The sequence below is a fragment of the Pseudoalteromonas sp. APC 3893 genome (assembly GCF_030408095.1).
In the GTDB taxonomy this organism is placed as follows: domain Bacteria; phylum Pseudomonadota; class Gammaproteobacteria; order Enterobacterales; family Alteromonadaceae; genus Pseudoalteromonas.
Map to the genome: position 1 here is coordinate 1 of NZ_JASDCD010000050.1, position 4,230 is coordinate 4,230.

Annotated in this window: 3 protein-coding genes; 1 reads left to right on the forward strand and 2 read right to left on the reverse strand. The window is 37.0% G+C overall.

Going from position 1 to position 4,230, the window contains the following annotated elements; genetic code table 11:
- Nucleotides 1-92 precede the first annotated feature (92 nt).
- Nucleotides 93-1,505: a serine hydrolase domain-containing protein gene (locus QMA12_RS21800; protein ID WP_290211468.1), complete on the reverse strand. Its 1,413-nt coding sequence runs from the start codon at nt 1,503-1,505 to the stop codon at nt 93-95.
- A 242-nt stretch (nt 1,506-1,747) separates the two neighbouring features.
- Here QMA12_RS21800 and QMA12_RS21805 point away from each other — a divergent pair, with 242 nt between their 5' ends.
- A complete protein-coding gene (locus QMA12_RS21805) occupies nt 1,748-3,727 on the forward strand; it encodes a winged helix-turn-helix domain-containing protein (RefSeq protein WP_290211469.1) in 1,980 nt (659 codons plus the stop codon).
- A gap of 71 nt (nt 3,728-3,798) precedes the next feature.
- Here the strand turns inward: QMA12_RS21805 and QMA12_RS21810 are convergent, their stop codons facing one another.
- Complete coding sequence (locus tag QMA12_RS21810) at nt 3,799-4,023, reverse strand: helix-turn-helix transcriptional regulator (RefSeq protein WP_290211470.1); 225 nt, start codon at nt 4,021-4,023, stop codon at nt 3,799-3,801.
- Nucleotides 4,024-4,230: the final 207 nt, after the last annotated feature.

Below are 4,230 nucleotides of genomic sequence, written 5' to 3' on the forward strand. Positions count from 1 at the left end.
TGAGGCAATGCGAATGCGGGGCCCCAAGTCAACGTAGCAAAATCAAAAAGGCAAGCTGGAGTGATGATTATCGGGCGAGAATATTTTTTGGATTATAAATTAATCAAAGTATGCTCCCGCCCTGGACTATTGCCCAACACAGCAAGTATATAGCCCTTATCACGATAAATATTAAGCTGTGCACTCATGCCTAAATGAGCGCCATTATGCCCTATAATTTGATTACCCTCATCACCTCTGACCGAAAATCCATAACCATAATTAGGTGAATGTAGCTCTGGTTTTGCAGACGTAGCTTGAGAAGTTAACTCAGTATTTAACAACTGATGATTAATTAATGAAAGCGCAAATCTATGCAAATCACCAACAGTTGAGTACCCGCCACCAGCAGGACCGCCTTTGACAGCTTGCTTCATCAAATTCTCTGTAATGGCGTTGGTTTCAAACGAATACCAATAATTTCTTGCTGTATTTTTAATGGGCACATCTAAATCAAAACTCCCACTATCAGTCATACCCGCTTTTTGATAAATATGCTGTTGAATAAAAGCGTAGTAATCTTGCTTTGAAACAGACTCAATAACATGGCCCAGCATGCGCATACCGGTGCTGCTGTATTGCCACTGACTACCAGGCTTAAAGTTTAATGGGATATTTTTATATAAGGGCAGCGAATCTTGCAATGAACGAATATGTGATTGCTTAGCTTCAAAACCCGCAATGTCACCTAAGCCTGAGGTATGCGTTAATAATTGCTCTATGGTGATAGAATCAAAGTCGCCCACTCCAAAATAATCTCTATCCATGTATTGAGTAAGCTTATCATCAAGTGATAATTTATTTGCTTCAATCAATTGCATAATGCCCACACTAGTGAACATCTTATTCATAGAGCCTATTTGAAACTTAGTAGTAAGATTATTTTTTACATCATAACGCCTAGATGCCAAACCATAGGCTTTTGTGAATAACACCTTATCAGCTTTAGCAAATAACACTGTGCCCGAAAAAAAACCATTTTTAGCAAGCTTTTCTGTTAAGTTTTGAATCGCTTGAGTGACTTTTAATTCGGTTATATTTTCATCATCTAGTTTAAATGTATCATTCAGTGAGAGGTACCAATTAGTTATTTTATGCTGTTGATCAAATAAAATGACTGAATCATAACTAAGCCCTGTCGTGTTAGAATCAACATGACTTGTCACCCGCAGTGTTTGGTTTTGTAAACTTTGCGTTGTACTCTTTAGATTCAATTGCTTGTGTAAATTAGCCATACTCGTTATGTAACCTATATAACGTTCACGGCCAGTCCCCTGCCAACGATTAAGGCTTTGCTGTGCAAAGTGATCATCAACGTATTTAGTAATAGCCTCAACATCATTACTGTTAAATACAGTTAAGAACTCTTCAACTATTATTGAAGTATCTAATTGAGGTTCATCAAGCTGCTTTGCAGCAACAGGGTATGCTAATACCAGAAGTAATATTATTTGCATCAGTCGCATATTAACGTATTCCTTTTTTCATTATTTGTTTATCATAAAAACAGAATTAGCTGGCTGACTTTGATAGCGTCAAATTCACAGATAAGCGATGAATTTGTGCTTAAAAAACAATTAAGAAAACATTAAGGAAAAGAATAATCAACAATAACAATAAATTAGGAGCAAGCTTTAATCCCCCGTTATTCTCTAATGTATTCTATATTAACGAGGCACGTGTAAACCCAACTTCAGGGGAAGTCTCTGTGCATGGTCGTACTCAGCTGCTTGAGCCTAAAGTAATGGCAATGCTTATTGTATTGTGCGAACACGCAAACAGCATTATCTCCGCCGAAGAGCTATTCAAACAAGTTTGGCCCCACTCTATTTACAGCCCGAACTCGGTAAGGCGCAATATAGCACTGCTACGAAAAGCATTGTGTGATGACGATAAAGAGTTAATAAAAACACACCCTAAACGTGGTTATAGTTTGCAAGCAATAATCTCTTCACCAAGTAACCCAGCCAACGCCAAAGTTTACACAAAACCTAAAGTGAACAGCCATAAAGTAGCTCTCTATGTCGCCGTTCTTTGTACCTTGATCTTTTTAGTCATTACTTGGGCTACTTGGCAAAACACGCCAGCATCACAACAGACTTTAAATAATCTAAAGCCAATTACCTCAAGTAAAGCAATTGAGCATTACATGCGCATTAGTTCAAATAATACTCACATGGCAATTATAAGAAGTAAGTCACACCAAGGCACAAATAAGCATATTTACATTAAGGATTTAAAGCGTAAAAAAACATGGAAAATTACGAAAGAAGCACAAAACTACACATACCTAGCATGGCGCAACGCTAATTCATTAGTCTATTCAGCATCACACGATAGTACTATTGAGTTTGGGCAAATATTATTAGATGACGACTTACAACCTACACAACAAACACAACTTATTAGGCGCAGTGACATTAGTTGGAATAGCCCATTTTTTATAGATAAAAAACAACAACTATTTTACCTCGCAAACATAAATGCCTCTGAACATAGCCGCAATGTAACGCTTTACCAGCATAATCTTATTTCAGGTGAGGTGCGCAAACTTCTCACTCCAAATGATACGTTTAAACCATATAAAATTAGTTTATCACCACAACAAAATAAACTTGCAGTCATTGGCTTTAATACAGATTCAATCTCTGTGGTTAAAACTTTTGACATTAAAACTGAACAGTTCGAGACAATAAAAGCGCTTGACCATAATTGGTACTTTTTAACTTGGCAGCAAGACCAACAATCACTCTTACTAAGTAATGGAAAAAACTTGTCTGAGCTCCATGTTAGCGGTGACTGGCAATCTATAACATACAATAACTACCATTTTGTGCAGTATATCCAATCAGTTGCAGGTAAGCTGTACTTTCTACAAAGACGTACTGATGAAGACTTATACCTTGCAAATAGAACTGATGTTTCAAATATAAAAGAAATTTCAGACTCAAATAGTGTAGATACCAGCGCTGCTGTATCGCCAAATGAAAAAATGGTTACCTATATATCCAGTAAAAATGGTATTCCACAGCTGCTTTTAAAAGAGCTTGATTCAAATAATGAATCTATTATTTTTGACAATCACACACAAGAACTCGCACTAGCGCCTCCTGTTTGGCTAAGTAACACACATCTTATAAGTGCACTTAACAATCGCCCTTTTGTTATTAGCATATTAGGTAATAACGTAAATATAAAATGGTTAGATAACCTACTCGGCATCCCGCTCATAGCGCTAGAAAACGATGATACATTTATGTATGTTGATAAATCAGCTCAAGGAGATTGGCTTTACAAATACAACCTAACCACGTCACAAAAGCAGTCATTACATGAACAACTAAATGCTCGCCAATTATTTAAAAATGAACAACAGCAGATAATCGCGGCCTCCAACGATACAATTGAAAATATCAGTACCAAAACAAAATTAGTTACAGTACCTGGGGCAAAGCTGCGTGTATTCCCTAGCAAAGACGGTATTTACTATCGCAGCTTTAAAAACAACAAATTCCAACTTGGGTTTTACAGTTATAAAAGTGAAGGATTAAAGCCTCAACACGAGTTAGCTACACTATGCGAACAAATTTGTGATCAACTACAAGCTGTTACCGACAGCTATTATGTTTTATCAAAAAAGGTAAGCCAGGCAGATATTCTGTCACTTGAGATCTCTCTTGAAGAGTAGCATATCAAGCACATAAATAGCGCTTGTTGAATTGCTAAAGTAGAACGTAAGAGTGCTTTAATATTTACTCGTCAGCGGTCGTCTTTGTCTACATCAGATTCAAAACGTAAGATATCGCCCGGTTGACACTCTAAGTGTTTGCAAATCGCATCAAGCGTCGTAAATCGAACAGCCTTTGCTCTCCCTGCTTTTAATACGGACAAATTTTGTGGAGTAATACAAATAGCTTCAGCAAGTTCTGCCGACTTCATTTTACGCTTTGCAAGCATCACATCTAAATCGATTATTATTGCCATTAAATTACTAACTCTTGCTCTTGTTGTAACTGTTGAGCCTGTTTCATTATCCATGCAATAACATAAATAATAAGCCCAACTGAATCGCCCCGAGTTCATCGGAGACCAGTTTGTTTAAGTCAGGCCACTTTACCTGACTCGTTTAAATTATCATAGTAGTCTGTTTCATATTGAGCTGGTGAAATATACCCAATTGAAGATAATAAG

What these genes read in the sequence shown, in the direction of transcription:
- QMA12_RS21800 (WP_290211468.1), bottom strand. Translation starts at nt 1,505, where the DNA reads ATGCGACTGATGCAAATAATATTACTTCTGGTATTAGCATACCCTGTT.
- QMA12_RS21810 (WP_290211470.1), bottom strand. Translation starts at nt 4,023, where the DNA reads ATGGCAATAATAATCGATTTAGATGTGATGCTTGCAAAGCGTAAAATG.